31 protein-coding genes are annotated in these 26,159 nt (G+C 64.6%); 17 read left to right on the top strand and 14 right to left on the bottom strand.

The window, feature by feature from the left end; all coding sequences use genetic code 11:
- Positions 1–45 precede the first annotated feature (45 nt).
- The 4 genes from ABIB95_RS15605 to ABIB95_RS15590 all read right to left on the bottom strand — a co-directional run bounded on the left by ABIB95_RS15605 (position 46) and on the right by ABIB95_RS15590 (position 4,083).
- Entirely contained in the window at positions 46–1,467 is a 1,422-nt protein-coding gene (locus ABIB95_RS15605; RefSeq protein ID WP_208087304.1) for an MFS transporter, read from the bottom strand.
- 183 nt (positions 1,468–1,650) lie between these two features.
- Positions 1,651–2,676, bottom strand: coding sequence for an aldo/keto reductase (locus ABIB95_RS15600; protein WP_354240438.1), 1,026 nt, complete (start codon positions 2,674–2,676; stop codon positions 1,651–1,653).
- Positions 2,677–2,790: 114 nt separating this feature from the next.
- Positions 2,791–3,027 carry a hypothetical protein gene (locus ABIB95_RS15595; protein ID WP_354240436.1) on the bottom strand — a complete coding sequence of 79 codons (237 nt, stop codon included), beginning with the start codon at positions 3,025–3,027 and terminating at the stop codon, positions 2,791–2,793.
- 99 nt (positions 3,028–3,126) lie between these two features.
- Positions 3,127–4,083 (bottom strand): AraC-like ligand-binding domain-containing protein, encoded by a 957-nt coding sequence (locus tag ABIB95_RS15590; RefSeq protein WP_135216955.1) that lies wholly within the window; start codon positions 4,081–4,083, stop codon positions 3,127–3,129.
- 196 nt (positions 4,084–4,279) lie between these two features.
- Between ABIB95_RS15590 and ABIB95_RS15585 the strand changes: the two genes are divergently transcribed.
- Together ABIB95_RS15585 and ABIB95_RS15580 are read left to right on the top strand one after the other, a co-directional pair.
- Positions 4,280–5,296 carry a carbon-nitrogen hydrolase family protein gene (locus tag ABIB95_RS15585; protein ID WP_063982771.1) on the top strand — a complete coding sequence of 339 codons (1,017 nt, stop codon included), beginning with the start codon at positions 4,280–4,282 and terminating at the stop codon, positions 5,294–5,296.
- 28 nt (positions 5,297–5,324) lie between these two features.
- Entirely contained in the window at positions 5,325–6,365 is a 1,041-nt protein-coding gene (locus ABIB95_RS15580) for a phenylacetaldoxime dehydratase family protein (RefSeq protein ID WP_354240434.1), read from the top strand.
- 61 nt (positions 6,366–6,426) lie between these two features.
- On the opposite strand, the gene ABIB95_RS15575 is transcribed toward ABIB95_RS15580, so the two are convergent.
- Positions 6,427–7,065: an HAD family hydrolase gene (locus tag ABIB95_RS15575; protein ID WP_354240432.1), complete on the bottom strand. Its 639-nt coding sequence runs from the start codon at positions 7,063–7,065 to the stop codon at positions 6,427–6,429.
- A gap of 298 nt (positions 7,066–7,363) precedes the next feature.
- Between ABIB95_RS15575 and ABIB95_RS15570 the strand changes: the two genes are divergently transcribed.
- From ABIB95_RS15570 to ABIB95_RS15545, 6 genes are all read left to right on the top strand, one after another.
- On the top strand, positions 7,364–7,558 hold the full coding sequence (locus ABIB95_RS15570) for a hypothetical protein (protein ID WP_135216952.1): 195 nt from the start codon (positions 7,364–7,366) through the stop codon (positions 7,556–7,558).
- A gap of 56 nt (positions 7,559–7,614) precedes the next feature.
- Positions 7,615–7,863 (top strand): type VI secretion system-associated protein TagO, encoded by a 249-nt coding sequence (locus tag ABIB95_RS15565; protein WP_354240429.1) that lies wholly within the window; start codon positions 7,615–7,617, stop codon positions 7,861–7,863.
- 108 nt (positions 7,864–7,971) lie between these two features.
- Positions 7,972–10,257 carry a glycosyltransferase family 4 protein gene (locus ABIB95_RS15560; RefSeq protein ID WP_354240427.1) on the top strand — a complete coding sequence of 762 codons (2,286 nt, stop codon included), beginning with the start codon at positions 7,972–7,974 and terminating at the stop codon, positions 10,255–10,257.
- A gap of 34 nt (positions 10,258–10,291) precedes the next feature.
- Positions 10,292–11,590 (top strand): glycoside hydrolase family 130 protein, encoded by a 1,299-nt coding sequence (locus ABIB95_RS15555; protein ID WP_354240425.1) that lies wholly within the window; start codon positions 10,292–10,294, stop codon positions 11,588–11,590.
- Between the two features lie 59 nt (positions 11,591–11,649).
- Positions 11,650–11,892, top strand: coding sequence for a hypothetical protein (locus ABIB95_RS15550; RefSeq protein ID WP_063982778.1), 243 nt, complete (start codon positions 11,650–11,652; stop codon positions 11,890–11,892).
- 42 nt (positions 11,893–11,934) lie between these two features.
- Positions 11,935–12,129, top strand: a complete 195-nt coding sequence (locus tag ABIB95_RS15545; protein ID WP_063982779.1) for a hypothetical protein — start codon at positions 11,935–11,937, stop codon at positions 12,127–12,129.
- An 82-nt stretch (positions 12,130–12,211) separates the two neighbouring features.
- Here the strand turns inward: ABIB95_RS15545 and ABIB95_RS15540 are convergent, their stop codons facing one another.
- Positions 12,212–13,228, bottom strand: a complete 1,017-nt coding sequence (locus tag ABIB95_RS15540; RefSeq protein WP_354240423.1) for a TRAP transporter substrate-binding protein — start codon at positions 13,226–13,228, stop codon at positions 12,212–12,214.
- A gap of 39 nt (positions 13,229–13,267) precedes the next feature.
- Between ABIB95_RS15540 and ABIB95_RS15535 the strand changes: the two genes are divergently transcribed.
- From ABIB95_RS15535 to tsaA, 4 genes are all read left to right on the top strand, one after another.
- A complete protein-coding gene (locus tag ABIB95_RS15535; protein ID WP_354240421.1) occupies positions 13,268–14,290 on the top strand; it encodes a transglycosylase SLT domain-containing protein in 1,023 nt (340 codons plus the stop codon).
- Between the two features lie 108 nt (positions 14,291–14,398).
- The gene (locus ABIB95_RS15530; RefSeq protein WP_063982781.1) at positions 14,399–15,139 is read left to right on the top strand and encodes an AzlC family ABC transporter permease; all 741 of its coding nucleotides are present in this window, start codon (positions 14,399–14,401) and stop codon (positions 15,137–15,139) included.
- Positions 15,136–15,486, top strand: a complete 351-nt coding sequence (locus ABIB95_RS15525; protein WP_063982782.1) for an AzlD domain-containing protein — start codon at positions 15,136–15,138, stop codon at positions 15,484–15,486. Before ABIB95_RS15530 ends, ABIB95_RS15525 begins: the two co-directional genes overlap by 4 nt.
- Before the next feature lie 31 nt (positions 15,487–15,517).
- Positions 15,518–16,009, top strand: a complete 492-nt coding sequence (tsaA, locus tag ABIB95_RS15520) for a tRNA (N6-threonylcarbamoyladenosine(37)-N6)-methyltransferase TrmO (RefSeq protein ID WP_014494668.1) — start codon at positions 15,518–15,520, stop codon at positions 16,007–16,009.
- Between the two features lie 121 nt (positions 16,010–16,130).
- On the opposite strand, the gene ABIB95_RS15515 is transcribed toward tsaA, so the two are convergent.
- Genes ABIB95_RS15515 through ABIB95_RS15500 form a run of 4 tightly spaced genes read right to left on the bottom strand, consistent with a single transcriptional unit; the run spans position 16,131 to position 19,138 of the window.
- Positions 16,131–16,559, bottom strand: coding sequence for an HIT domain-containing protein (locus tag ABIB95_RS15515; protein WP_063982784.1), 429 nt, complete (start codon positions 16,557–16,559; stop codon positions 16,131–16,133).
- A 51-nt stretch (positions 16,560–16,610) separates the two neighbouring features.
- Positions 16,611–17,852, bottom strand: a complete 1,242-nt coding sequence (locus ABIB95_RS15510) for a GNAT family N-acetyltransferase (RefSeq protein WP_354240419.1) — start codon at positions 17,850–17,852, stop codon at positions 16,611–16,613.
- A gap of 55 nt (positions 17,853–17,907) precedes the next feature.
- Complete coding sequence (locus ABIB95_RS15505; protein ID WP_354240417.1) at positions 17,908–18,654, bottom strand: glycerophosphodiester phosphodiesterase; 747 nt, start codon at positions 18,652–18,654, stop codon at positions 17,908–17,910.
- A gap of 16 nt (positions 18,655–18,670) precedes the next feature.
- Positions 18,671–19,138 carry a RidA family protein gene (locus ABIB95_RS15500; RefSeq protein WP_354240415.1) on the bottom strand — a complete coding sequence of 156 codons (468 nt, stop codon included), beginning with the start codon at positions 19,136–19,138 and terminating at the stop codon, positions 18,671–18,673.
- A gap of 233 nt (positions 19,139–19,371) precedes the next feature.
- Between ABIB95_RS15500 and ABIB95_RS15495 the strand changes: the two genes are divergently transcribed.
- Together ABIB95_RS15495 and ABIB95_RS15490 are read left to right on the top strand one after the other, a co-directional pair.
- Positions 19,372–20,217: a cell envelope integrity EipB family protein gene (locus ABIB95_RS15495; protein ID WP_247341615.1), complete on the top strand. Its 846-nt coding sequence runs from the start codon at positions 19,372–19,374 to the stop codon at positions 20,215–20,217.
- A 72-nt stretch (positions 20,218–20,289) separates the two neighbouring features.
- Complete coding sequence (locus tag ABIB95_RS15490) at positions 20,290–20,691, top strand: RidA family protein (protein ID WP_014494674.1); 402 nt, start codon at positions 20,290–20,292, stop codon at positions 20,689–20,691.
- 89 nt (positions 20,692–20,780) lie between these two features.
- On the opposite strand, the gene ABIB95_RS15485 is transcribed toward ABIB95_RS15490, so the two are convergent.
- Positions 20,781–21,182 (bottom strand): ACT domain-containing protein, encoded by a 402-nt coding sequence (locus ABIB95_RS15485; protein ID WP_354240413.1) that lies wholly within the window; start codon positions 21,180–21,182, stop codon positions 20,781–20,783.
- 202 nt (positions 21,183–21,384) lie between these two features.
- Between ABIB95_RS15485 and ABIB95_RS15480 the strand changes: the two genes are divergently transcribed.
- A complete protein-coding gene (locus tag ABIB95_RS15480) occupies positions 21,385–21,540 on the top strand; it encodes a hypothetical protein (RefSeq protein ID WP_166097113.1) in 156 nt (51 codons plus the stop codon).
- 16 nt (positions 21,541–21,556) lie between these two features.
- Here ABIB95_RS15480 and ABIB95_RS15475 read toward each other — a convergent pair whose 3' ends face one another.
- Both ABIB95_RS15475 and ABIB95_RS15470 read right to left on the bottom strand, forming a co-directional pair.
- Positions 21,557–22,849, bottom strand: a complete 1,293-nt coding sequence (locus ABIB95_RS15475; protein ID WP_354240411.1) for a DNA polymerase IV — start codon at positions 22,847–22,849, stop codon at positions 21,557–21,559.
- Positions 22,846–23,157, bottom strand: coding sequence for a DUF3572 domain-containing protein (locus ABIB95_RS15470; RefSeq protein ID WP_028150563.1), 312 nt, complete (start codon positions 23,155–23,157; stop codon positions 22,846–22,848). Before ABIB95_RS15470 ends, ABIB95_RS15475 begins: the two co-directional genes overlap by 4 nt.
- 228 nt (positions 23,158–23,385) lie before the next feature.
- Here ABIB95_RS15470 and ABIB95_RS15465 point away from each other — a divergent pair, with 228 nt between their 5' ends.
- Both ABIB95_RS15465 and ABIB95_RS15460 read left to right on the top strand, forming a co-directional pair.
- Positions 23,386–23,751 carry a response regulator gene (locus tag ABIB95_RS15465; protein WP_008566616.1) on the top strand — a complete coding sequence of 122 codons (366 nt, stop codon included), beginning with the start codon at positions 23,386–23,388 and terminating at the stop codon, positions 23,749–23,751.
- A 14-nt stretch (positions 23,752–23,765) separates the two neighbouring features.
- A complete protein-coding gene (locus tag ABIB95_RS15460) occupies positions 23,766–25,139 on the top strand; it encodes a PleD family two-component system response regulator (protein WP_028150565.1) in 1,374 nt (457 codons plus the stop codon).
- Between the two features lie 311 nt (positions 25,140–25,450).
- On the opposite strand, the gene ABIB95_RS15455 is transcribed toward ABIB95_RS15460, so the two are convergent.
- Positions 25,451–26,059, bottom strand: coding sequence for a TetR/AcrR family transcriptional regulator (locus tag ABIB95_RS15455; protein WP_354240409.1), 609 nt, complete (start codon positions 26,057–26,059; stop codon positions 25,451–25,453).
- Positions 26,060–26,159: the final 100 nt, after the last annotated feature.

Below are 26,159 nucleotides of genomic sequence, written 5' to 3'. Positions count from 1 at the left end.
GCCACGCACAAGTTGCGCCCGAGGACGGCGGAACCTGGGCGTGAGCTATTCGCCGCGCAGGCGCTGGTCGTCCTGTACCCGGACGTGCTCGGCGCCGCGCGCGCCCGCGGGCGACAGCCGCAGCATGCTCAGCACTGCACCGCACAGCGCAAATCCAACGCCGACAAGGAGCGCGATCCTGGTTCCCTCGGTCGGATAGCGGCCGAGCAGCAGCGCCACCAGCGCCGCGCCGGTGGTCTGGCCGAGCAGGCGCGCCGTGCCCAGCATGCCGCTGGCGCCGCCGGCGCGCTCGCGCGGGGCGGCCGCGATCATGGTGCGGTTGTTGGGGGTCTGGAACAGGCCGAAGCCGGCCCCCGCCAGCGCCATCCGCCAGATCACGTCGAGCGGCGTCGGGCTTGCAGGCAGGAAGGCGAGTGCGCCGAGGCCGCAGGCAAACAGCGTGAGCCCGATGCCGCCCAGCAGGCCGGCCGGATAATGCTCGACCAGGCGGCCGGCGAGCGGGGCCGCGAACGCCACCGCGATCGGCCATGGTGTGATCAGGAGGCCCATATGCACCGCCGAATAACCGAAGCGACTCTGGAGGTAGAAGGGGATCGCCACGAAGGCCAGCATCTGTCCGCAGAACGAGGCGATCGAGGTCGCAATCGACAGCGCGAATACCGGAATACGCAACAGGTCTACCGGCAGCAGCGGCGAGGTCATGTGGGTTTCGCGGTAGATCAGCAGCGCGCCCGCGACGATGGCGATGGCGAATTGAACGAGACAGGTGATGGCGGCCTCGCCATGACCGACGCTGTCGACAGCCGCGATGCCGACGCCGAAGGTGATCGCGGATAGCCCTGCGCTCTGCCAGTCGAAGGAATGGCCGGCGGGTTTTGTGTGCGGTAGGCTGCGCAGGCCGAGCACCAGCGTCACCGCACCCAGCGGGACGTTGATGGCGAACAGCCAGGGCCAGGTTCCGATCGCCAGGATGCCCGCGGCGAGCGTCGGGCCGACCGCGGCCGAGAAGGCGACGACGAGCGCGTTGATCCCGATGCCGCGGCCGAGCTGGCTGCGCGGGTAAGTGAAACGCACCAGCGCCGCGTTGACGCTCATGATGCCGGCCGCGCCAAAACCCTGGATGATGCGCGCGATCGTCAGCAGCGGCAGCGTATGCGCCAGCGCGCAGAACGCGGATGCGAGCGTGAACAGTACGAGCCCGGCCAGATAGACGCGGCGATAGCCGACGATCTCGCCGAGCGACGCCAGCGGCAGGAGCGAGATCGTGATCGCGAGCTGGTAGCCATTGACGATCCAGATTGAGAAGGCCGGGCTCGCATCAAGGTCGGCTGCGATCGTCGGCAGCGCCACGTTGGCGATGGCGCTGTCGACGACCGCCATGATGATGCCGAGCGCAATCGTCAGCACCGCCTGGTTGCGCTGCGGCTGCGGCAGACCGTCGGCATGCTCGATCGGGGCAGACGACATGATGGAGGCGCGCCTGATTGGAGCCGTGATTCATCCCCGGATTAGGAAATTGCAGGATGGATCGCAACCCGGCAGGACCCGGACGGTTCCTGTGCCGGAAGCAGGCCTTCCGGCACAGGAAAACGGGTCGGGACCGCTTTCGCGAGAGCTCGGGGAGCCGAGCGGTCGGGCAGTTGGCTGTCTCTACACCGCCGGCGGATTGCGGTCGGTGAAGGTGGTGCGCTGGTGCCAGTAGGGATAGGGCAAGGTCACCTTGCTCGCGGCATCCAGCTTTGCGATCTGGTCCTTGGTCAATGTCCAGCCGACCGCGCCGAGATTTTCGCGCAGCTGCGTCTCGTTGCGCGCGCCAATGATCAGCGTCGAGACCGTCGGACGCTGGAGCAGCCAGTTCAGCGCGATCTGCGAGACGCTCTTGCCCGTTTCCTTGGCGACCTCGTCGATCGCCTCGACCACGCGATAGACGTGCTCATCGGGCACGGGCGGGCCGAAATCGGCGGTCTTGGGCAGGCGACTGACCTCGGGCTTCGGTTGACCCCGTCGGATTTTTCCGGTGAGGCGCCCCCATCCGAGCGGCGACCAGACCACCGCGCCGAGCCCCTGGTCCACGCCGAGCGGCATCAGCTCCCATTCGTAGTCGCGCCCGATCAGTGAATAATAGGTCTGGTTGGCGACATAGCGTGGGAAGCCATGCTTGTCGGCAACCGAGAGCGACTTCATCAGGTGCCAGCCCGAAAAGTTGGAGACGCCGACATAGCGGATCTTGCCGGCGCGCACGAGCACGTCGAGAGTCGCAAGCACCTCTTCAGGCGGGGTGAACGCGTCGAAGCCGTGAAGCTGGAACAGGTCGATGTATTCGGTGCCGAGCCGGCTCAGCGAACCGTCGATGGCCGCGAGCAGATGCTGCCGCGACGAGCCGATGTCGTTGGGCCCATCGCCGAAGCGGAAGGTGGCCTTGGTCGAGATCAGAACCTTGTCGCGGCGGCCCTTGATGGCCTCGCCGAGGACGCGCTCGGATTCGCCGAGCGAATAGACGTTGGCAGTGTCGAACATCGATACCCCGGCATCGAGGCAGATATCCAGAAGGCGCCGCGCCTCGGCCGCGTCCGTCGTACCCCACGCAGCAAGGCGGCCGACGCCGCCGAAGGTGCCCGTTCCCAGGCTCAAAGCGGGCACCATGAGGCCGGATCGGCCCAAGCGTCGGTATTCCATCGATATGCTCCTCGGCTGGCCGCTGGTTGACCGGTGCGGCCTTTGGGCGATGGTAATGCAAGCGCGGGCCGCGTCCTATCACGCGCTCACATACCGGCCTTGCTCGGGAATGGCCTAGTCGTGCAGGCGCATGTCATCGAATGCTGCATCGGCAACGCGCGCGCTTGGCGTCTTCACCGATGACTGAGCCTCGACCCTGGTTGCGGGCGAGGGGAAGCAGGCAGCTTCGCCGTCACGCGCCTGCCGCGGCAGCAGCGTCAGGCCCCAGCCCACCAGGACCAGCACCGCGAGCCTGATCGCGATCACACCCAGCAACAGCTCCGATCGGCTTATGGTGGCGTGAGTCCTCATGCACGCCAGCCTGATGCGCGCAGCCGGACAAGGCAATCTGGAATTGACGAGCCTTGCCTTCGTCTGCAGCGAAGGCTCAAGGTGATAGCTGGCTGGATGTCAGTGTCGCAACTGGCTCTGCCTGAAGTCGCGCGGCGACATTCCGAAATGCTCGCGGAAAACGCGGCCGAAATGCGAGAGGTCGTTGAAGCCCCAGGCGAAGGCGATCTCGCTGACATGGCGATGGGCCAGCACGGGCGAGGCGAGGTCACGCCGGCATTGGGCGAGACGCTCGGCAAGCACATGGCGCTGGAACGAGGTATCCTCGTCGGCGAGGAGATCGTTCACATAGCGCGGCGAGATGCCGAGTGCAGCAGCGGCCTCCGACAGCGAGAGGTCGGGATCCGCCAAATGAGCGCGGATATGGGCCTTCAAGCGATAGAGCAGGGCGGAGCGGTGGGTGGAGGACGGCAGCGATGTCTTGCCGAGCCGTTCGCTCAGCGCCATCGCGAGCAGATCGACGGCCTGCTCTGACAACGCCGCAGCGTTGTCGGGGGCAAGTCGGTCCGCACTCTGGCAAAGCCTGAAGATGAAATCATAGGCGAGCCGTTCGAGCGGCACATCGGCGCCGAACGACATCGCGGTGAGCGTCTCGGTGGCGCCGAGCCGGCGCTGCAGCATCTCGCGCGGCACCTTGAAGATGGTCTGCGTGAAGGCGTGGTTGAACTTCAGCTCATAGGGCCGCGTCGTGTCGTAGAGCGCGAACTCGCCGGGATGGATCACGGTCTCGCGGCCGTCCTGCACCACGCCTCCGTCGCCGCGATTGCCGAGCGCAACCAGGACAAAATCCTGATCCGAACGCGCGATGCGGGATGGCGTCCGGAATACGTGCTGGCGGTCGGAGCAGACCTCGGAGCACACGGCCTTGCCGAGCGGGGCCTGCGTGACCGAGCCGCGAAAGGCGCTGCCGAGGTCGGACTTGCAGTCGAGCCCGACGAAGACGTCGCAGACGATGTCCTGCCACAGCGCCAGCCGCCGGTAGCCGGGGCTGCCGTCTGTCGTGAACTGGATTGGCATCGGCAAGCCTCCCTGTCACATCCAGCAAAACCGCATGTTGGCGCAGATCCAGCCAGACCGAAGGCAAGTCCCGTACCCGTCGGCGATCCCGGCCAGTCGAGTTTTTGTTCCACCGCGGTCGAGCGCCCGGCCGGGTGGCTTGGCCAAATAGACTGCATCGGACGTGGCTTCCGATCAACCGGCAATGGAGGCGGGAATGGGCATCGAACATCCGAAATACAAGGTCGCGGTTGTGCAGGCGGCGCCCGCCTGGCTGGATCTCGACGCCTCGATCGACAAGTCGATCGCGCTGATCGGCGACGCCGCCGAGAAGGGCGCCAAGCTGATCGCCTTTCCCGAGGCCTTCATCCCCGGCTACCCCTGGCATATCTGGATGGACTCGCCGGCCTGGGCGATCGGCCGCGGCTTCGTGCAGCGCTACTTCGACAACTCGCTGTCCTATGACAGTCCGCAGGCCGAGCGGCTGCGCGACGCCGTACGCAAGGCAAAGCTCACCGCCGTGCTCGGCCTGTCCGAGCGCGACGGCGGCAGTCTCTATCTGGCGCAATGGCTGATCGGGCCCGACGGCGAGACCATCGCAAAGCGCCGCAAGCTGCGGCCGACCCATGCCGAACGCACGGTCTATGGCGAGGGTGACGGCAGCGATCTCGCCGTCCACGCAAGATCGGACATCGGCCGCATCGGTGCATTGTGCTGCTGGGAGCATCTCCAGCCATTGTCGAAATACGCGATGTACGCCCAGAACGAGCAGGTGCATGTCGCGGCCTGGCCGAGCTTCTCGCTCTACGATCCCTTCGCGCCGGCGCTCGGCGCCGAGGTCAACAATGCCGCCTCGCGCGTCTATGCGGTAGAGGGCTCCTGCTTCGTGCTCGCGCCGTGCGCGACGGTCTCGCAGGCCATGATCGACGAGCTCTGCGACCGGCCCGACAAGAACGCGTTGCTGCATGTGGGCGGCGGATTCGCCGCGATCTACGGTCCCGACGGCAGCCAGATCGGCGACAAGCTGGCGCCGGACCAGGAAGGGCTGCTGATTGCCGAGATCGATCTCGGTGCCATCGGTGTTGCCAAGAACGCTGCCGATCCCGCCGGGCATTATTCGCGGCCCGACGTGACGCGGCTCCTGCTCAACAAGAAGCGATACCAGCGCGTCGAGCAGTTCGCGCTGCCGGTCGACACCATTGAGCCCACGGACATCGCGGCGGCGGCGAGCTGATCGCCGGGATCAAGGGGAGGGTACGATCATGGAATCCGCAATTCCTCTGCATCTCGAGACCCAGCGCACGCGCCACAAGCGCGTGCCGGACGATTACCAGCCGCCATATCCGTCGTTCGTGGCGCGCTACAAGCCCGCCGTGAGCCGCGTCGTGATGGCCTATTTCGGTGTGCAGTATCGCGGCGCGGCGCCGGCGGCTGCGACGGCGGCACTCGCCGAGATCGCGGCGGGGTTTGCTACCGAGGGCGGGCCTTCGCATTGGGACCGCGCCCGCTACGTCGACCGCGCCGGTTATGAGACCGTCGTGTCGGTTGCCTATTGGGACGACATCGCGCGCTTCGACGCATGGTTCGCGCCGGCACGCGAGGCGTGGACTGTGAAGGCGCGCGAGGGCATCGGCACCTTCATCGAGGTGCTGCGTCCCACAGTCGCCCGGCACGAGACGCTGTTCTCCTCGCTCGACCGGCCCGAGGGCGTGGCCGCAATCGCCGACGGCATGAGCGGCGAGGTGCAGGAGCACGCCTATTGGGGCGGCATGCGCGATCGCATTCCGCTGTCGCAGACCGATCCGATGACGCCGGGCGGCGCGCCGGAATTGGTCCGCGACGGCGCGCGGCTGCGAGTGAAGGCGCATGACAATCTCTGCCTGATCCGCTCCGGGCAGGACTGGAGCGATACGGAGGCATCGGAGCGAAAGCTCTATCTTGACGATGTCGAGCCGGTGCTGCGCGAGGGCATGGATTTCCTGCGCGACGACGGGCTAGCCATCGGATGCTACGCCAACCGCTACATGCAGGTGCTCTCCGCCGACGGCAGCGTGAGCGAAAAGTCCTACGGCCAGAGCTGGTGGAAGAGCCTCGCCGCACTTGAGCGCTGGGCGGAGTCGCATCCGACCCACGTCAAGATATTCGGCGCGGCGATGAAATACCTGTCGACGCTCGGGCCGTCGGCAAAGCTACGGCTCTATCACGAGGTCACAGTGGCCGCCGCGGACGAGCAGTTCTTCGAATATCTGAACTGCCATTCGAAGACCGGCATGCTGGCGGCCGTCGAGACCGTCAGCGCGTAAGACTCGTTGTTTTGAGCATGATCTTGTCGGAAAACCGCTGCGCACTTTTCCGGATCATGCTCTAGGCTGCGCAGTGACCGAGCAGTTCGGGATGCGCGGCGCAGATGTGATGTGCGCCGGCATCCCGCAGCTCGGCCTCGCTGCCATAACCATAGAGCACGCCGATCGCGGTCATGCCGTTGGTGCGGGCGCCGATCACGTCGTGGCTGCGGTCGCCGATCATGATCGCGCTGCCGGGATCGACCTTGGTTTCGTCGAGCGCATAGCGCAGCAGGTCGCGCTTGTCGACACGCGTGCCGTCGAGCTCGGAGCCGAACACGCGCTCGAAATACGGTTTCAGGCCGAAATGATCGACGATGCGGATGGCGTAGACCGCGGGCTTGCTGGTGGCGACGAACATACGCTGGCTGGTTGCGGCGATCGTCGTCAACGTGTCGATGATGCCGGCATAGGCCTCGTTCTCGAACAGGCCGATATCGGCAAATCGCTCGCGATAAAGCAGTAGCGCACGGTCGGCGAGCTCGTCGCTTCCGGTGAGCTTCTTCAGGCTGGCGTGCAGGGGCGGCCCGATGCACCAGGTCAGCTCGTCCTCGCTCGGCACGGCAAGGTCGAGCCGCTCCAGCGCGTATTGGATCGAGCGGGTGATCCCGGGCTTCGGGTTGGTCAGCGTTCCGTCGAGATCGAAGAAGATTGTAGCCATGCCAGTCGTGCCCGTGTTGATACCGCCGTTGTTTGACCTAAACGACGCGGCTGCTCAAGGCAACGCCGTCGCGTCGATGTCGCGTGCCGTTTTAAAGCTCGCTATTGGCAGGGCATAAGCGTAGAGTCCTGCGATCACCGCCCTTCCCATGGCATCCATCGGTGACTGAGGGTCACTAGCGCTCCCGCCGAACGAGGAGGAGCGCGCATGCCTCGCTTTAATCTGGCCGACTGGATCGTGCCGCCGGTGATCGTCCCGCTGTTTCTGTTGCTCCTGGTGGCCGCTGCGGCCTTTCTGCATGGATAGGACGCCGCTCCAATTTCTGGTGAGCGGACGCGATCAAAGCGGCTACGTCAGCCTGGCCCGCACCACGACGGCCGCCGCTCTGAAGAAGGCGAGGGAGCTGTTGCAGGAAGGCTATGTCGACGTGCGGATATGCACGCCGCAGGGCCGGGTTCTGCTGTCTGACGAGTTCGACCAGTTCGAGGCATGAGGAACGCAGGGGCGTCAAACGGCGCGCCCGGATCCTCCGCGAGGAACGATACCCGTATGAAAATGCTTATTGTCGCATTGGCGCTTGGCACATTCGTGCAAAGTGCAGTCGCCAGAGAGCCGGACTGCCGCGCGATCGAAAGCACGAGCGGCCGGCTCGCCTGTTACGACGCCGCGTTTCCGCCGAAAGCGAAGCAACCCGCTGCTGCCGAACAAGACGCCGCGCGGGCTGCCTACAAGGACCCCTTCATTGCGGAAGAGGCCAGAACCGCAGCGAAGCTGAAGAATATCTGTCGCGGCTGTTGAGGTTTGCAATCAAGCCGCGCGTGGCAGAGGTGACGGACGACAGAATTCGCCGGCGCGTCCGCCCGCCGTGCACGCTCCGACATCAAGCGAAATCATAGAGGTGCCGACATGACGCCGCTCCGCCGTATCGCCGTGATCGGCAACTCGCTGCCTCGACGATGCGGAATTGCGACCTATACGACCGACCTGAAGAACGCGATATCGATTTCGCGCCAGGATCTGGAGACCTGCATCGTGGCAATGACCGATCGCGGTCAAGCCTATGATTATCCTCCGGCGGTCGCGTTCCAGATCAAGGACGGCAATATCGAAGACTACATGCGGGCCGCGGATTTCCTCAATGCCGGCCGGTTCGATGCCGTGTGTTTGCAGCACGAGTTCGGGATTTTCGGTGGTGAGGCCGGGGCCCATATCCTCGTGCTGTTGTCCCGCCTTGCCATGCCGGTGGTGACGACGTTCCATACCGTGCTCGCCGATCCGACATCTGCGCAGCGGACGGTCATGGAGCGCATCGTCGAGGCGTCGTCGAAGGTCGTGGTGATGGCCAATAAGGGCTGCGAACTGCTGCGCGACGTCTACCGGGTGGCCGATGACAAGATCGAGGTCATCGCCCACGGCATTCCGGACGTCGCCTTCGTCGAGCCCGATGCAGCGAAGGCCAAGCTTGGATTTGAGCAAAAATCGGTCATCCTGACATTCGGCCTGTTGTCACCGAACAAGGGCATCGAAATCATGATCGACGCCATGCCGTCGATTCTGAAGCGCTGCGCGAATGCGGTGTATGTCGTGCTTGGCGCAACGCACCCCAACCTGGTCCGAAACCAGGGCGAGGCCTATCGCGAGAGCCTGATGGCGCGGGTGCGCGAACTCGGAATTGATGACCACGTGGTGTTCTTCGACCGGTTCGCGGATCTCGCCACGCTGCTCGAATTCATCTCGATGTGCGACGTCTATGTCACGCCCTATCTCAACGAGGCCCAGATGACCTCGGGAACCCTGGCCTACAGCTTCGGATTGGGGAAGCCGGTCGTCTCGACGCCTTACTGGCACGCCCGCGAGCTGCTTGCCGACGGGTGCGGCGTGCTGGTGCCTTTCAGCGACGCCGCGGCGATCGGCAACGAGATCGCAGGCCTGCTGACCGACGACGCCCGCCGGCAGGCGATGTCGCGGCGCGCCTATGCGGCGAGCCGGATGATGACATGGGAACGGGTGGCCGAGCGCTACGTGTCCGTCTTCGAGAATGTACGGCAAGGCCATCGGCTTAAACTCTTCGCGTGCTCGGACATGAATGTGCCGGAGCCACGTAGCCCCGCATCGCCCGATATGCAGATCGGCCATTTCCTGTCGATGTGCGATGATGTCGGCCTGTTCCAGCATGCGGTCCATTCGGTGCCGGATCGCGCGCACGGCTATTGCGTCGACGACAATGCCCGAGCGCTGCTGCTGGCCTGCGCCCTCAATGGTCCAGGCGAACAGCCGCTGTCCGAAATTCTAACGAGCCGGTTTGCGGCATTCGTGCAGCACGCCTGGAATCCCGACACCGGGCAATTTCGCAACTTCATGGGGTTCAATCGAACCTGGCTTGAGGACAGAGGGTCGGAAGACAGTCACGGGCGGACGCTATGGGCTTTGGGCGAGGCTGCACGCAGAGACGCGAGCCCGGCCCGGCGCCTGTGGGCCGCTGCCTTGTTCGCCCAGGCATTGTCGATCGCGGCGGGCTTTCGTTCGCCCCGCGCATGGGCATTCATGCTGCTGGGCTTGGACGCCTATTGCGCTGTGGCTCCGGACGATCTCCACGCCAGGGACGTCCGGCATTCCCTTGCCGGCAGGTTGATGGCGTGTCTGGCGTCGGTCGAGACGTCGGACTGGGTGTGGTTCGAGGAAGGGCTGGCCTACGACAACGCGCGGCTGCCGCAGGCGTTGATCCTCACAGGCATGGCGACGCAGGCGCCCCAATATCTCGATGCCGGATTGAGGTCTCTGCGCTGGCTCATGACGCAGCAGACGACCGCGGCAGGGCATTTCCGGCCGGTCGGCACCGCCGGCTTCGGCGAGCGGCGGCAACGTCCCCGTGCGTTTGATCAGCAGCCCGTGGAGGCAACGGCGACCATCGCCGCCTGCCTCGCCGCGTGGCGTGCCGATGGCGATGCCGAATGGAAAGCCATGGCAACTCGGGCCTTCGCCTGGTTCCTTGGCAGCAACGATCTCTCAGTGGCGCTGGTCGATCCGCTCACTGGCAGTTGCCGGGATGGTTTGCACGCTGATCGCGCCAACGAAAACCGTGGGGGCGAGTCCGTTGTTTGCTATCTCCTCGGGCTTGCCGAGATGCGCCAGCTTGCGCGCGTCAACCCGAGCTTGACGAGGCCCACAGCCTTGCGCGCCGTGAGCGCCTGAACTTCATCTTTTCATTCAGCACGCCGAGGATACCGTGTCACAAGCTTCTTTCCTGAACCGGCAGGGGCTTAATCTGCGCCCCGATCCAGCGCGAGTCATCGTGCGGCCCTTCAAGCCGGCAACCGAACCCCGCGACCTGAACCCGACCGACAAGATGCGTGCAAATCATATCGTCGACCGGGTTCTTGCGCTCAGTTCGGAGGCCGTTGCAGTTCAGCTTGCGGATGTGCTCGACAATTTCCAGGGGCGACATCGTAACCTCCTGGAGCGGTTCGAGACCCGAGCGGATGAAATGGAGGACGCTTTCGCCACGCATGGCGTCTTCTCGAAGACGCAGCGCCAGCTGATTGGTGCCTATTTTCTCAGTGAGTATTCGTTCGAAGCCTCTGCCTTGTTCAACCCCAGCATCGTCCCGCACCCCGATCAATCGGGAGCACCGAACGGAGGTTCGCGATTCATCGTCAGCCTCCGGGCCATCGGCGAGGGGCATGTGTCGTCACTGACGTTTCGAACCGGAACGATTGCGGCTGACGGAAGCCTGGCCGTCGATCCGACGGCGCGCCTTGCCTCGGTCCCCCGGATCAGCCATCGCGTATCCGGATCGGACGGCGACCGTGTGGAACTGGTGTTCAGGCCCGAGGAAGACCTCAGCGAGCGGGTCATCTTTCCCGTGACCGAATCCCAATCTAACGGCATCGAGGATGCGCGCTTCGTCAAATTCAACGACGGTGATCGGGCGATCTACTGCGCGACCTATACGGCCTATAGCGGACGTGCGATCCGGTCTGAATTGATCGAGACCAGCGACTTCATGTCGTTTCGGCTAACGCCTTTGCGGGGGGCTGCAGCCCACAACAAGGGCATGGCGCTGTTCCCACGCAAGATCGACGGCCGCTATGCCATGATCGCGCGACAGGACAATGAGAACCTGTATCTGGTCTATTCGGACGACCTCTACACATGGGAGGGCGGCCGGGTGCTTTTGAAACCGCAATTTCCCTGGGAGTTCGTCCAGATCGGCAATTGCGGGGCACCCATCGAACTTGACGAAGGTTGGCTGCTGCTGACGCACGGTGTCGGCCCGATCCGGAAATACTCGATCGGAGCGGCTCTGCTCGACAAGCGCGACCCGTCCAGGGTTCTGGCTCGCTCGGCCGAGCCGCTGCTGCGGCCTGAACCGTCCGAACGCGAAGGGTATGTCCCCAACGTCGTCTATACCTGCGGTGCGATGAGGCACAATGACCAGATCATCCTGCCATATGCCGTGTCGGACACCTTCTCCAGCTTTGCAACGATCAGGATTTCCGCGCTCATCGAAGCGATGCGCGGCTGAGCGCGGTTGTCGCGGTCGTTGACGTCAACTCCGTGTGTCAACAGGTCAGAGGTGCCGTCATGGTCCGCGAAACAACCTACGTGGTGCAGGCGTTCAACGCCGGCAAGGGTGGAAATCTGAAGGCCGACTCTCCCATCGTCTGCAAGTCGGAAAGCGGCGCGCTGCGCACGGCGGAGAGACTGGCCTTGAGCAAACTCGGCGTCGTCGCGTTCTCGTCCAGCGGCGATCCCGAAATGGGTGACTATGACGATGAGCCTACGGTGTTCTTCCGAAAGGGCGAGCTTCCGGCTGGTTTCGACTGAGGCCCTGATCGTGGTCGAGCAGATATTGGCGGAGAGGCACAGATGAACGAGCGACTGGACATATTGAAGAAGGCCCGCGATCGAATGATCGAGGACAGGGACACGCATGCGAAGGTGCTGGCCGCTCCCTTTGATCGCGACAATGCCGAGCGAGCACGGAACAAGTTTGTCGAGCTTCAAACGCTGATCGATGCCCTGGACCGCGCAATCAGCGCAGAAAAGCCGGCCTCGGCATAGGACCGAAGCGAGTGAAGGGCGGGACTGGCGGACATTTCAACGCAGCACCGCAGTGGCATGCCCGCGGCCGCCACGGCTCGCTCTATTGCTGTCTTGCCCATTCGACGATCGCCGCGGCATCGGCGCCCGCCTGCGTCTCCCAGGTGGCGATCGCGGGCGTTGCCGCTTTCCGAAGTGCGGCGACGAGGGACGCCGGCGCCGGCTCGGCGATGTGGACGCCGTTGTCGCGCATGCGCGCATAATTTTCGATGGTGCGATGGGTCAATAGCGCGAATTGGCTTTGCTCGGTCTCGGCCGCCGCGGCCAGGACCTCGCGCTGCATCGGCTCGGACAGTTCGGCAAATGTGTCGCTGCGGACGAAGGCGATCGAGACCGGCATCGCGTAGTTGATCGCTGTAAAGTGGGGCAGGAAGTCCCAGAGCTTGCGTCCCGCGCCGCCGTCGCCGGAGGTCAGGAACGCATTCAGCCGGTGCTCCCTGAGGCCAGCGAGTGCCGCGTCCATCGGCAGGAACTGTGCATTCGCGCCGGCTGCGCGCATGACCTCGCCGGAGTTGACGTCGTAGGCCCGCAAATTCAGTCTCGGCAGGGCGTCGGCGCCTTCCAGCGCATGGTCCGACCAGAGGCCCGTGGCCGGCCAGATCGTGACGTAGAGCAGCTTCAGGCCGCGCGCCGCGAGCGCCTTCTCGTAGAGCGGGCGCGCCCGCAGATTGGTGGCGCGGGCGAGGTCGACGGACTGCACCAGAAAGGGCAGGGTGGACAATCCGAGCACCGGGTCGAGGCCCGAAAGCGCGCCAGCGAAGGCGTCGCCGCCGGCGATGCGACCATCCAGCGCGGCGCGCGGCATTTCGCCCGAGTTGATCTTGAGCTCGTTGTCGAAAGCGCTAGCTACGGTCACGAAACCGTTTGTGCGTGCCGCGACGCGATCAGCGAAACTGGTGAGCCCGATCCCGGAAATGTTGTTTTGCGGATATTCCGTGGTCATCCGCCAGTTGACTTGCGCCATGGCCGGCGCGGCGGACAGGACGAGGGCTAGGAGGACAAGGATCGCGCGGATCCCTGGGGCGGGGCAGCGCATTGGGAGAAGCGGGTCAAACAGCATATATTGGCAACTCGTCGAACCATGGCACGATGCCACAACATGGCAGATCATCTTGTTGCATGCCGCGCCGGAGCGCGCCACAGCGATGCTTGGGCACGGCTGACGCGAATCGCATCACTCACCATCGCTGCACTGCTCGTCTCGGCGACACGGGTGGCGGCGTGGGACAGCTCGCCCGCGAAGACCAATATTGCTGTCCCCAGCGTCGAGGAGCTTGCGATGCCACCGGCGAGTCCGGTCGCTGCGCGCGAGAGCGATACGCGGGAATCGATCTGCCTGATCGTCGAGGCCGCCGCACGGGATGCCAATCTGCCGCTGGAATTCTTCGCCCGCGTGATCTGGCAGGAAAGCCGATTCCAGGCCGATGCCGTGGGGCCGATGACGCGCAGCGGCGAGCATGCGCAGGGGATCGCGCAGTTCATGCCGGGCACTGCCAGCGAGCGCGGGCTGCTCAATCCCTTCAATCCGGTGCAGGCGCTGCCGAAGTCGGCCGAATTTTTGAACGAGCTGCGCAACCAGTTCGGCAATCTCGGCCTGGCCGCAGCCGCCTATAACGCTGGGCCGCGCCGGGTGCAGGAATGGCTCGCCGGCACCGGCGGCATGCCGGAGCAGACCCGCAACTACGTCTATGCCATCACCGGCACGAGCGTTGACGCGTGGGCCAAGGCGGGAGCGACCGGCAAGGGACCGCCGAGTTCGCCGCCGACGAGCTGCCGCGATCTCATGGCGCTTCTGAAGCGCGCGCCGAATGCCTTCGTCGCCGAGCTCGAACAGCATGTCGAGCTCGCTGCCGCAAAGGTCTGGGGCGTACAGCTCGCTGCCGGCTTCGATCGCAACAGGGCGCTGGCGATGTATTCCCGCGCCGTCACGCGGCTGAACACCGTGATCGGCGACCGCGATCCGAGCCTGCTAAGCTCGGTGATGCGCAGCCGCGGTACGCGCGCCTTCTACCAGGTGCGCATCGGCGCGGACACGCGCAGCGAGGCGGATGATCTGTGCAACCGTATCCGCAAGGCGGGCGGGGCGTGCTTCGTGCTGAAGAACCGGGGTGTGAGCGGGTAGGCGCGTCTGCCTGCGCGCGCATGCCAGCCCCGCCGCGCGCTTCCTTGACGTCAGCCACAGCATTGCCCGTTATGCGGGCACGATTCCGCAATCCGGCCAAAGACTCCCGTGGCGCTTCCTCCGCTCGATTCCCCTCAATGGCAAAGTTCCTGGCGCGCGTTTGCGTGGGGACTGCGTTCGATCACGCAGACGATCCTCACGCTCGTCCTGTTCGCGACCTATCTCGGCATCGGCGCGCTCGCCCATGACACCCATTTCAGCCTGCTCTGGGCGCTCTGCTCGACGCTGTTCGTCTGGGCCGGCCCCGCGCAGATCATTTTGATCACCACGCTCGGCTCCGGCGCGACCATCATCCAATCGGCGATCGCGGTCACCGTCAGCGCGATCCGGCTGTTTCCGATGGTGGTCTCGGTGCTGCCCTTGATGCGCACGCCGACGACCAAGCGGCGCGAGCTGTTCTTCGCCGCGCATCTTACGGCGGTGACACTGTGGGTCGAATGCCATCGCTTCCTGCCGCAGGTGCCGCGCGAGCGGCGCATCGCCTTCGTCAACGGACTTGGTTTTGGTCTGGTCTCCGTGTGTCTCACCGCCAACACGGTCGGCTATTTCCTTGCCGCCAACCTGACGCAGACGCTCGGCGCCGCGATCCTGATGCTGACGCCGCTGTCGTTCCTGTTCTCGACCGCGCGCAACAGTCGCGAGGTCGCCGACGTCGTCGCGCTGACGCTCGGGGTTCTGCTCTATCCGCTGGCCGCGAAGATGAACTCCGGGCTCGACATTCTCGTCAGCGGTTTGGTGGCCGGCACGATCGCTTATGGCGTGCATTGGTGGCGGGAGGTGCGCGCATGAGCTTTGCGCAGCTCATCGGCGACTGGCACGCACTCGTCGTGCTGTTCGTTGCGGGCGTTGTTCCCAACCAGATATGGCGCATGCTGGGCCTGTGGTTCGGCGGCGGCATCGACGAGGGCTCGGAGCTGCTGGTCTGGGTGAGGGCGGTCGCCACCGCCATCCTGGCCGGCGTCATCGCCCAGATCGTGGTGGAGCCGCCGGGGGCGCTCGCCAGCGTGCCGGACGTCTTGCGCTATGGCGCGGTCGGCGCAGGCCTCGTCGCCTTCCTGCTGACCCGCCGCTCGATCTTCGCAGGCGTGGTGACAGGCGAAGTCTTCATGCTGGCCGGAAAGTGGTGGTTAGGCTAAAACCACCGGCGAACAGCAAGGAACGGGAAATATGGTTCGCGAAAACGAGCTCCGCGAGGGCGAGGTCGCCATCGAGCTGCCGTCGACGGAGGATGCCGGCCTCGTCTTCATCGGCCGCATCCGCACGCCCTGGACCTCGCGCATGGAGACGCCGCGACAGGGGCGTCAGGACGGCCCGGTGTGCCGGCTCGAGATCTTCGAGCCGTTCGTGCCGGCCATCAAGGGCGTCGATTTCTACAGCAATCTCGAGGTGCTCTACTGGCTCGACAAGTCGCGCCGCGACATCGTCCTGCAAAGCCCGAAGAACAACGAGAAGACCCGCGGCACGTTTTCGCTGCGCTCACCGGTCCGGCCCAACCCGATCGGCACCTCGATCGTCAAGCTCGTCGGCATCGAGGGCAATGCCATTCTGGTGCGCGGGCTCGACTGCATCGACAACACGCCGCTGATCGACATCAAGCCAGATCGTTGCGAATTTACGCCGCTGGCGGCCCCGCAGGCAGGGGATTTCCAGACGGAGTGAGGGGCGCGCCGCCCTGACCTCGTCATTGCGAGGAGCTCTTGCGACGAAGCAATCCAGACTGTTTCCGCGGAGGCAGTCTGGATTGCTTCGCTGCGCTCGCAATGACGGAGTGTATCTGGCGCTATCCCGCCTTCAGCGCCGCGATCAGCTTGGCCGCATTCTCTTCCAGGACCTTGACGTCTTCCTTGCGGCTGGCGGGCGGCAGCATGGCCACGCCGTCGTGGCGCGGCATCACGTGCATGTGGAGATGAAACACCACTTGGCCGCCGGCGGGCTCGTTGAACTGCTGCACGGTGATGCCGTCGGCCTCGAACGCTTTCATCGCAGCGGCCGCGATCTTGTGCGCGCCCCGGGCGACGTGGGCGTAGTCGTCAGGCTTGATGTCGAGGATGTTGCGGGCAGGGGCCTTCGGGATCACCAGCGTATGGCCCGATACCCGCGGCATGATGTCGAGGAAGGCAAACACATGCTCGTCCTCATAGACCTTGTGGCAGGAAAACTCGCCGCGCAGGATCTTCGCGAAGATGTTGTTGGGGTCGTAGGCGGTCATGGCGGCGGCTCCTCGAATTTTGCGCTTACTGTCATCAGCCGTGGCAAACCGTCAAGGCGCCTCGTCGACGCCTTTGCGGAACGGGCCGAGCTCGGCCAGCTCCCGTCCGGCCTCGGCGACATAGGCGCGCTCGCGCTTGAGGTAATCGTCGATGGCGCGGCGCAGGCCGGGATCGGCGATGAAGTGGGCGGAATGGGTCGTCCGCGGCAGGTAGCCGCGCGCGATCTTGTGCTCGCCCTGCGCGCCGGCCTCGACGTTGTCGAGGCCGTGTTTGATCGCGAAATCGATCGCCTGATAGTAGCAGACCTCGAAATGCAGAAACGGATGATGCTCGACCGCGCCCCAGTTGCGGCCGAACAGCGTATCCGAGCCGATGAAGTTGATCGCGCCCGCGATCCAGCGGCCGTTGCGGCGGGCCATCACCAGCAGCACGTCCTGGCTCATGGTCTCGCCGATCAGCGAGAAGAATTCCCGCGTGAGATAGGGACGGCCCCATTTGCGCGAGCCGGTCTCCGTGTAGAAGTCGAAGAAGGCGTCCCAGGCATCCTCGGTGATGTCGCTGCCGGTGAGCCAGTGGATGGTGATGCCGCCGGCAAGCGCATCGCGCCGCTCGCGCTTGATCGATTTGCGGTGGCGCGAATTGAGCGTGGTGAGGAAATCGTCGAAGGTCGCAAATCCCTCGTTGCGCCAGTGGAACTGCTGATCGGTGCGCTGGAGGAATCCGTGCCCGGCGAGCCGTTTCCACTCCGCCTCACGCGCGAAGGTCACGTGCACCGAGGAGGCCTTGCTGACGCCGCACAGCGCCACCAACCCGCTCGCCAGCGCTTCAGCGATGCGCTCGCGATCGACGCCGTCGCGGACCAGCAGCCGGGGCCCTGTGGCCGGGGTGAAGGGAACCGAGACCTGGAGCTTCGGATAGTAGCGTCCACCGGCGCGCTCATAGGCGTCCGCCCAGCCGCGGTCGAACACGTACTCGCCTTGGGAATGCGATTTCAGATAGCAGGGCACGACCCCGGCGACGCGGCCATCGACCTTGGCCACCAGATGCCGCGGCCCCCAGCCGGTGCGGATGGTTGCTGAACCTGATTTCTCAATCGCGGATAAAAACGCGTGCGAGACGAACGGGTTATAAGCGGGTTTTGAGAGGCCGAGGGAATCGCCTGGAAGCCCGGATGAAGTTCCCGCGCCATGCCCGTTGCAAGCCTTGTCGGGATTGGCACAGGCGTCCCAATCCTCGGCCGATACCTCGCCAATCGAGGGTACAGCCTCGAGTGTGATTTCAGATGATGCCATCGTGCCCAAGATCGTGCATTGCAGTAGCGACTTCAAGAGTGAGGAACATCAAGCCCTACGGCACGAACCCCTCAAAGATCATCTGATCCGCATATTGCCCGACCCGCGTCCGCTGCTCCGGGGTGCGCACGGTCCAGCCGAGCAGGGCGCAGCCGAGGACGTTGCGGGCGATCCAGGGGGCGGGGGCCGGCAGGTGGTCGACCTTGAAGGCGACGAAATGCGGCTGGGTCTGAAAGCCGTGGCGCAGATACAGCATGCTGTCGCGCTGCGCCTGCGTCAGCTCCGCCCAGTACTCGTCCTCGTAGGTCCGCTGCGCAACGATGCCGCGCGGGCGGGACGGCAACAGCTCACGCAGCGCCAGCACCTGGTCGGGATCGAACGACATGCCGACGGCGGGCCCCTGATAGGACGCCAGCACCTCGGCCATCCGCTTCACCAGCTTGCGGTCGCCGCCAAAATGGCTCTTCACCTCGATCACCAGCGGCACGCGGCTGGCGACCATGGCGCAGAGGTCGGACAGCGACATCATCCGCTCGTCCGTGTCCTTGAACTTGACCGCCTTCAACTCGGCCGCGGTCTTCGACACCACCTCGCCGGTGGCCTCGGTGAGACGGCCGAGCGCGTGGTCATGGTGCACCATGGCCTCGCCGTCGGCGGAGAGCTGGATGTCGACCTCGATCGAGAAATTGCCCGCGATCGCAGCCTGCACCGCGCCCGGCATGTTCTCGACGACACCGCGGGAAATGTCATGCAGGCCGCGATGGGCGACCGGCCGGGCTGTCAGCCAATCAGGAGCGCGCAACGCCGTCAGCTCCGTGTCAGGCGACCTCGAACACGCCTTCAACCTCGACCGCCGCGTCCGCAGGCAGCGAGGCGACGCCTACGGTGGTGCGGGCGTGGCGGCCCTTGTCACCGAAGGCGGCGACCATCAGGTCGGAGGCGCCATTGAGCACCTTCGGCCCGTCCAGGAAGTCGGGTGCCGAGTTGATGAAGCCGCCGAGGCGCACCACGCGCACGACCTTGTCGAGGTCGCCGAGCGCCGCCTTGACCTGGGCCAGCAGGTTGACGGCGCCGCCGCGCGCCGCCGCGGCACCGTCCTCGATCGAAACGCCGGCACCGAGCTTGCCCTTGGCGATCAGCTTGCCGGCGGGGTCGAAACAGACCTGGCCGGAGACGAACAGCAGGTTACCGGTGCGCACGAACGGCACGTAATTGGCGACAGGGGTAGGGGCCTCGTGCAGCTTGATGCCCTGTTCCGCCAGTTTCTGCTCGACCGTGCCCGCCATGTTCGACCTCGTTGTCCAAATTTCATCCGCCCGGCTACGTCCATTTGGCGGCCGGGCGCGCCCTGTTTCGCCCATCGTGCCGTCACATGCAAGCAACCGGAGCGACTGCATTTTGTTGTGGCCAGGCAGCAGGTTCAAGGCGGGGGCCGCAACTTTACGTGAAACGGCCTCAGTTGCGACGCAATGGAACGGTCATTAAAATGTCGAATCTGCGCTTTCCCCAGGGATGACACATGGTGCACCTTTTCCGGACTTCGCTCGGTGTGATGGCGCTCGCGGCGGCTGCTTTCGGCGCAGGCGGTGGAGCGCAGGCGGCCAGCGGTCCGTTCCTTGCGCACCAGGCGCTCTATGACCTCAGCCTCGTCAAATCGCGCTCCAATTCGATCAACAGCGCGCGCGGCCGCATCCTCTACAATTTCACGGGAAGTTCGTGCGAGGGCTACACCTCCGAATTCCGCCAGGTCTCCGAGCTCGACAGCGGCGAGGGCAAGATCACGCTGAGCGACCTCCGCTCGAACTCCTGGGAGGACGCCGCGGGAAAAAGCTACCGCTTCAAGATCGAGACGCGGATGAACGAGGCCGATGCCGGCCGGGTCGACGGTTCGGCCGAGCGCGACGGTGACCACATCAACGTCAAGCTGAAGCTGCCGGCGCCGAAGAGCTTCACCCTCGACGGCAAGATCGTGTTCCCGACCGAGCAGATCCAGCGCATCATTGCCGCCGCCAAGGACGGCAAGTCGCTGCTCGAGCTGTCGGTCTATGACGGCTCCGACGACGGCCAGAAGGTCTACAACACGCTGACCGTGATCGGTCAGCCGATTCCCGCCGACCGCACTGCTTCGCCCGATGCATCGACCACGGACGAGCACATGAAGTCGCTCAAGCGCTGGCCGGTTACCGTCAGCTATTTCGACCGCGAGTCCCAGCAGAAGGAAGGCGAGCAGACGCCGGTCTACGCGATGGCATTCGAGCTCTACGAAAACGGCGTTTCGCGCCAGCTCGTGCTCGATTACAACGATTTCGTGATTTCCGGCGCGATGGGCAAGTTCGACGCGAAGGACAGCAAGCCCTGCAATTGAGGGGCGAGACTAGCCCTCCGCTCGCTCTCCGGCTACGCTTCCTCCCAACCACAAACCCGGGAGGCAAGCACCATGCCCAAGCTCGACCATCTCCGCCCCAGCGGCCTGCATCACAATCCAGCCTATTCCCACGTCGTCACCGCTTCCGGTGCACGTACGATCTACATCTCCGGCCAGGTGTCGGTGGACGAGGAAGGGCGGATCGTCGGCGAGGGCGATATTGCCGCGCAGACGACGCAGGTGATGCAGAATCTCGGCCATGCGCTGAAGGCGGCCGGTGCGACCTACGCCAACATCGTCAAGATCACGACCTTCGTCGTGAACTACAAGCCGGAGCTGCGCCCGATCATCGGCAAGGCCCGCTCGGCCTTCTTCGAAGGCATGGAGCCGCCGGCCAGCACCCTCGTCGGCGTCTCCGCGCTCGCCGCGCCGGAATGGCTGATCGAGATCGAGGCGGTGGCGGTCGCGGATTGAAACGACCGCAGGATGGGTAGAGGGAAGCGAAACCCATCACCCTTGTTGCGCAGGAAGAGCTCGATGGGTTTCGCTTCGCTCTACCCATCTTACTTTGCTGCGGACATAGCTCGCAAAACAGCCATCGCTTCATCGGCCCTGTCGGCAGGCACGAAGAGATGGTCGTGATGGAAGGCCGACACCGCATTCACGCTGATGCCGGCTTCGGCCAGTCGCGCCGTGATAGCCGCTAGAAAGCCTAACGCATCGAGTGCGGAGTGAACCGTCAGGGTGATCAGGCGCGAGGCGAACGCGTAGCGTAAGCCTGACGCCTCGGCTTCTTCGCGCAGGATCACCAGCGTGGTTCCTTCCTGCTCGCGAAACGTCAGCCGCGGATTGAGCGCTTTGGAAATGGGTTCGTTTGCTGGAACCGTGCAAAACACGAAGATGCCGTCCAGCAGCTCCGGCTTCATGTTTCTCAACAGCGCGTCGAGGTCGCGTTCGCCTGTCACGATGGCCAGCCTCTCAGCGCGTTCGGATGCGTACAGCCCTTGCGAAACCCATCAACGCGGGAACCTGACAGGGGCCTCGCCAACATACCTTTGTATATCTCTTCCAATCCTTCTCATACGCTGACCTTACGCTGGTACAATTGAGCGACGGCCGGAGATTCTTACAATTTGAGTCTACTCGGGTCACTGCGAGGAAGCTCAAATGAACGTCATGATTGGAAAGCTCAACGGCCTGTGGCACCTCATCGTCGGGTCTTGTCAGATCCGAACGCCGTTCCTGGCGAGTCAGGATCGGCAGTTGGTCATTCAGTATGCCCGGCGTGTCTATCCGGGTGCACGGATCTTCGAACGCGACTGAATTGAGCAGGACTCGATCATTCCTGCTGTCCTGTTTCAGGGCCATCATACGCGATGCCGCGAATGACGGCGGAGTTGCCGAACTTCTTGCGCAGACTGTCCACCGCGCGCTCGGCATGCGCAGCACGGCGGTCGAGCATGTCGGTGTCGTCGGCGGGCGAGCCTTCGCGCAGCGCGCTGACGCCGGCGCCCATCAGGCGAAACGCGGTGCCGTCGATCTCCTTCGCCAGCATCTCGCGGCAGATCGAGAAGATCTTGGCGGCAAGCTGCGTCGGGCCTGCGATCGATTGCGAGCGGGTGCGCTGGCGGAAATCGGCGGTCTTCAGCTTCAGTGTGACGGTCGAGCCGGCAAGCTCGCTGCTCTTGAGCCGCGACGACGTCTTCTCGCAGAGCCGCCACAGGATCTTCTCCAGCGTCGCGAAATCGCGGATGTCGGTCTCGAAGGTGGTTTCGCTCGAAATCGTCTTGGCGCCCCGATCGGGCTCGACGCGGCGGTCGTCGATGCCGCGCGCGAGCCGCCACAGCCTGCGGCCATCGCTCGGAAACTGCCACATCATCTCGATCTCTTCGGCCTTTTGCAGGTCGGCGATGATGCGGAAGCCGCGCTGCACGAGGCGCTCCTGCGTGGCCGGGCCGACGCCGAAGATGAAGCCGACCGGCTTCTCCGCCAGCATCGAACGGGCTTCCTCCTGATCGAGCGCGGCAAAGCCGCGCGGCTTGTCGAGGTCGGAGGCGATCTTGGCCAGGAACTTGTTGCAGGACAGGCCGACCGAGACGGAGATGCCGATGTCGCGCTCGATGTTGCGCGCGAACCGCGCCAGCACCTTGGCCGGAACCATGCCGTGCACCCGCTCGGTGCCCGAGAGATCGAGGAAGGCCTCGTCGATCGAGAGCGGCTCGACCAGCGGCGTCAGCGCCTGCATGGCCTGGCGCACCTCGCGCCCGACGCGGACGTACTTGGCCATGTCGGGAGGGATCACGGTCGCCTGCGGGCAGGCCTCGAGCGCCCTATACATCGGCATGGCCGAGCGCACGCCATAGGTCCGCGCGATGTAGCAGGCGGCCGACACCACACCGCGCTTGCCGCCGCCGATGATGACGGGCTTGTCGGCGATATCAGGGTTGTCGCGCTTCTCGACCGTCGCATAAAAGGCGTCGCAGTCGATATGGGCGATGGTCAGGCCTGCGAGCGCGCGGTGGCGGACGAGGCGAGGGGAACCGCAGGCGGAGCAGCGTCGTACGCCCATATCCAGATCGGCCAGACAATCCCGGCAGAAGCAGCGGGGTCCGGCCGTATCAGGGACGGTCACGGCACGTCGCGCTCCCAGGAGGGGTCGCCGAGCGCGTCGCCCAGCACCTGCCGCGCCGCAGCAACGTTGGTCGGATGCAGCTCCGCGGTCGAGGCAAAGGCCTTTACGGTGGCGTCATCGCGCATCACGAAATCGAGTACGCTGAGGAGGAAATTCGGGTCCGAGGCGGCATTGCGCAGGGTCTCAGGACCGACGCCTGTCTCAGCCAGGAACAGGCCAAGCCGCTCCGGATCGCCGGCCACGAAGGAGAGCGCCTGAATCGCAACGATTTCAGCGACTTCGCGAGGGTTGTGAACAGGCTTTTTCAAGGGTTCGGTTTGCCTTTCCGTTAACTTTCGGTGTCTACTTTGAAACCATCATGCCCGAGTCTCAAGACCGCCGACAAGCAACTGGAAACCACATCGCAGAAAGTCGACCCTCGGGTTTAACGAAACTCAAGCGAATCTGAGGCTAGTTTGAATCCAGTTTTCGAAGCGCCGGCGAGCGGCGCCTGAGGCGTCACATGTATAGGGCTTCGTGCCAATCAGGAGGGCGGGATGGCTAAGACCGTCCTGATCGTGGAAGACAACGAGCTCAACATGAAGCTCTTCCGCGACCTGTTGGAGGCGCACGGTTACCAGACCTCCGGCACCAGCAACGGCTACGAGGCGCTCGACCTCGTTCGCAAGATGCGACCCGACCTCGTGCTGATGGATATCCAATTGCCGCAGGTCTCGGGGCTCGAGGTCACGCGCTGGATCAAGGACGATCCGGAGCTGCGCGCCATTCCCGTCGTCGCGGTCACGGCGTTCGCGATGAAGGGCGACGAAGAGCGCATCCGCGAGGGCGGCTGCGAGGCCTATTTGTCCAAGCCGATCTCGGTCGGCAAATTCATTGAGACGGTCCGGCGTTTTATCGGATAGGAAGTGAGTTCAAAGTGTCTGCGCGTATCCTGGTTGTCGATGACGTTCCCGCCAACGTCAAACTCCTCGAAGCTCGCCTGTCCGCCGAATATTTCGACGTGATGACCGCCTCGAACGGCACCGAGGCGCTGGCGCTGGCCAGCCGCGCCGAATGCGACATCATCCTGCTCGACGTGATGATGCCCGACATGGACGGCTTTGAAGTCTGCCGCCGCCTGAAGACCGATCCGGCGACGCACCATATTCCCGTCGTGATGGTCACTGCGCTCGACAGCCCCGCCGACCGCAATCGCGGGCTGGAAGCCGGCGCCGACGATTTCCTGACAAAACCTGTCTCCGACGTCGTGCTGATCGCGCGCGTGCGCTCGCTGACGCGGCTGAAGATGATGACCGATGAGCTGCGCATGCGCGCCATCACCTCGCTCGAGATCGGCATGCAGGCGCCCGAACGCAGCGCTGTGGCCGACACCGGCCGGGGCGGCCGCATTCTGCTGGTCGACGACCGTCAGTCCTCCTATGAGCGGCTGGCGACGATCCTCGCCGCGGAGCACACGATCGACGTCGAGCCGAACCCGACGGAAGCGCTGTTCCACGCGGCCGAGGGCAATTACGACCTGCTGATCGTCTCGCTCGACCTCAACAATTTCGACGGGCTGCGGCTGTGCAGCCAGGCGCGCTCGCTGGAACGCACGCGCCACGTGCCGATCCTGGCGATCGCAGACCCCGAGAACTCGACGCGGCTGCTTCGCGGCCTCGAGATCGGCGTCAACGACTATCTGCTGCGTCCCATCGACAAGACCGAGCTGCTGGCCCGCGCCCGCACGCAGATCCGCCGCCGCCGCTACACCGATCATTTGCGTGACAACGTGCAGAACTCGATCGAGATGGCGATCACGGATGCGCTCACCGGCCTGCACAATCGCCGCTACATGGAGAGCCATCTGGCGACGCTCGCTGACCAAGCCTCGACCCGCGGCAAGCCCCTGGCGCTGATGATTCTGGACATCGACTATTTCAAGTCGATCAACGACAATTACGGCCACGACGCCGGCGACGACGTGCTGCGCGAGTTCGCGGTGCGCGTCCGCAAGTCGATCCGCGGCATCGACCTGGCCTGCCGCTACGGCGGCGAGGAGTTCGTCATCGTGATGCCGGAGACCGATCTCCACGTCGCCGGCATGGTCGCCGAGCGCCTGCGCCGCTCGATCGCGGGCGAGCCGTTCGCCGTCCACAAGGGCACCAAGCGCATCGAGGTCACGATCTCGATCGGCCTCACCACGCTGGAGCAGAAGGGCGAGGCGGTCGCCGACGTCCTCAAGCGCGCCGACACCGCGCTCTACCGCGCCAAGCACGACGGCCGCAATCGCGTGGTGTCGCAGGCGGCGTGAGGCTGCCTGCGACAAAAACTGCGAAAACAACCCCATGCACAGTAGCCGGCGTTAGTTGGATCAATGGCTTATGCGGGTAGCAAATGCATCAGCAAAGCCGTTTGACACGTCGGGCAAAACAGGAGCATTTTGATAGGATCGGGCAGGGCGCGGTTGTTGCGCGAAGTCCTCTCCACAAGCTCCGCTGTCATTCCCCGCGTAGGCGGGGAATCCAGTACGCCGCGGCCTCTCGGTTCAAATCACAACCGCCTCTGGAATACTGGATCACCCGCTTTCGCGGGTGATGACACCGAACGATACGGCCATGCTGATTAGTGCGGCGTGCGCTTGCTGTGCGTCACGGCCGTCTTCTCCGCATCACCCACATCCACCCCGGCATTCCGCAGCAGCACCTTCGCCGCTTCCTTCGCGGCGCGGGCCATCGCGGGGTCGTCGCGCACGAGGTCCTGCGCGATCGAGCCGTCGACCAGGAGCACGAGCTGGGTGGCCAGCGCATCCGCCTCCGCAACACCGAGCTCGTTCAACCGCTCGCGAAACCAGACGCGACGGCTTTCCTTGAAGGCGATTGCGATCTTCTTCACGGCGCGGTCCTTTGGGCCAAGCTCGGCGACCGCATTGACGAACGGGCAGCCGCGAAAATCCTTGGCCGCAAAGCGCCGCTCCAGCGAATCGAAGGTGCCAAGAATTTGCTCGGCCGGGGGCTTGTCGGAGGGGCGCGGCTTGACGAAGCGCCGCTCCAGATAGGCCGCGATCAGCGCGTCCTTGGAAGGGAAGTGGTTGTAGAGCGTGCGCTTGGAGATGCCGATCTCAGCCGCGATGGTGTCGACGCCGATGGCGCGAATGCCTTGCAGATAGAACAGCTTGTCGGCGGTCTCGAGGATCCGCTCCTTCATCGTCTGTGGTGTGGGCGGGGGAGCCATGCGGCAGCGTGCGTCCTGTTCGCTTGACAGCGTGCACCTTTCATAGCCTAAGTACACAGGTCTGTGTAACTAAAAACATCGAGAATTGCAGACGCCGGCA

The sequence above is a fragment of the Bradyrhizobium sp. LA2.1 genome (genome assembly GCF_040547725.1).
In the GTDB taxonomy this organism is placed as follows: domain Bacteria; phylum Pseudomonadota; class Alphaproteobacteria; order Rhizobiales; family Xanthobacteraceae; genus Bradyrhizobium; species Bradyrhizobium barranii.
The sequence above is the reverse complement of the archived record's forward strand: the minus strand, read 5'-3'. Positions and strand labels throughout refer to the sequence as shown.